This window comes from Phytobacter sp. V91 (assembly GCF_965644225.1).
GTDB lineage: Bacteria > Pseudomonadota > Gammaproteobacteria > Enterobacterales > Enterobacteriaceae > CBFFRJ01.
In genome coordinates this window covers 1-2,094 of the sequence record NZ_CBFFRJ010000256.1, presented here as the reverse complement: position 1 = coordinate 2,094, position 2,094 = coordinate 1, and the positions used below count along the sequence as shown (strand labels likewise).

1 protein-coding gene is annotated in these 2,094 nt (G+C 44.3%); it reads right to left on the bottom strand.

From position 1 onward, the window contains the following. Nucleotides 1-71: 71 nt before the first annotated feature. Nucleotides 72-1,814, bottom strand: a complete 1,743-nt coding sequence (locus ACSZO4_RS25405) for an alkaline phosphatase (protein ID WP_437891859.1) — start codon at nucleotides 1,812-1,814, stop codon at nucleotides 72-74. Nucleotides 1,815-2,094: the final 280 nt, after the last annotated feature.

The window sequence follows — 2,094 nt, the reverse complement described above, 5'->3', positions numbered from 1 at the left end:
ATTCGCGCGACTGACTTAAAGGTCAAACCTTTCGGAGTCCCCCGGCAAAGCCGGGGGTTTACCGGACTTAATTACTTGATTTGCTCGATGAGTGATTTTGAAACAAACCAACGAGAGCCGTTATAAACGTTAACCCCATCCGAGTTGATTTCTTTATCATTTAACCAGGCAACGCTTTTATTACGTGGGATTTTCAGCATTTGGGTGCCTTTTTTCACCACTAATACAGGGTTTTCTGCATCAGAAAGATCTTCGCTGACGGTTGCACCTTTAGCGATGAATTCAGCATTTGCATCAAGGAATAAACGCTCTGTTGCCTGCTGCAGGTTAACATCAAGCGCTGCCGCCATAAACTGTGCGACTTCAGTGTTATCATTCAAACCACCGAGTAAGCGACCACGCGGATCGTAGCTGTACAGCACAACATCTTCACCGGTATGTCCATTTGTGGTAAAGCCAATCCTGGCTCTCTCAGCAAGGATTGGGCCGACAACATAGTTTAATGCGTCCGCTTTGGCACCCATGATGTCTTTCACTTCAGTCTCGGTTAAATCATCAATACCCAGCCATTCTTTAGCCAGGGCGCGAATTTTTACCGGGTCTTGTTTGGCTGACTGGGTTTCAAGAATGGCTTCAAAACCTTCACCCGTGACTTTGGCTTTTTTCAGTGGATTTACAAAACTTGTCCAGTGGGTTTTATCATAATTCGTTGACGTTGAGCGATTGCCGATAGACATACCGGAGTTGCCATGGTCTGTCATGGCAACGACTAAAGTATTGCCATCTTTCTTCGCAAACTCGACGGCTTTTGCTACCGCATCATCAAATGCCAGTACATCGCTCACAATACCAACCGGATCGTTAGCATGTGCTGCCCAGTCAACTTTTGAGCCTTCAACCATTAAGAAGAAGCCATCAGGTTTTTTTGATAAAACGTCGAGCGCTTTTTGTGTCATCTGTCCCAATGAAGGCTCAAGGGCTGGATCACGGTCTAAGTCATAGGAAAGTGCGGTATGCTCAGGGGTTTTACCGAACACGCCGACCAGCTTTTTGCCCGAAAATGAATTGAGTTCAGCAGGGGTATTAACAATACTGTACCCACGTGAAGTCAGTACTTTAGCCATATCTTCTTTGTCTGCGCGATTCTCAGCTTTGAGGTACTTCGCGCCACCGCCTAAAATAACGTCCAGATTATTATAGACAATTTGTTCTGTCAGGTTGTCGTAGCTTTTACGTGATGGATCATGAGCACTGAAGTCAGCAGGAGTGGCATGCATAAATTCACTGGTACTGATGATACCCGCTGATCGGCCACTGAGTTTTGCTGCTTCAAGCATTGTGGCGACAGGACGAAGTTCTTCCCCTTTGCCCGGTGTTTTCACACCAGGAAAATCATATTTTTTTCCAGTACTGGCAATATTACCGCTTTGAGATTTCCAGCCTGAAGAGATAGCTGAGCCTGCTGGTGCAGAATCTGCAATAGTACCGTCACCATTCCACGTGACCATCAGGCCAGTCGCTAATGGGTCAAGAGCAAGCGATTCCCCTTTGTACAAACGGGCAAGCGTTGTGCCGGTTACACTCATTCCATCCGGGATCATCACTATCACGTTCTTGACCGTTTGAGGTTTTTCGCTGCCATTGGCGGCGTGAGATAAGATTGGGAAAGCCAGTGACAGGGATACTGCGCTGCAAACAAGTGATTTTATAAATCGCATAATTAATATATTCCCAAAGATAATGACAAAAGAAAATGAAATTTGTAACTCTTTGATTGTAATGAGGCAATGTTTCATTTTTATTAAAATATTCAAAGAGAGCGAGGGCTGATGACAATTTATCCGGGGCGCAACAGATGGACTAATAGCAAAGAATATGGATCGACAACCTATATAGACAACTCAGCCAGTTAAGTTAATGTAAATTTAATTGACACCTGAAAATCAGGCTAAATTAAATAAAATTTAAAAAAATCAGCAATACTATCAACCATGGGCCAGGGAACGCTCCAGTGCCTGTATTAAGGAAGGTGCGATTTAATCGTCAGTTATGAGAACATAAGGCTTTCTTTGCCATAGATTTTTCACGATGCCC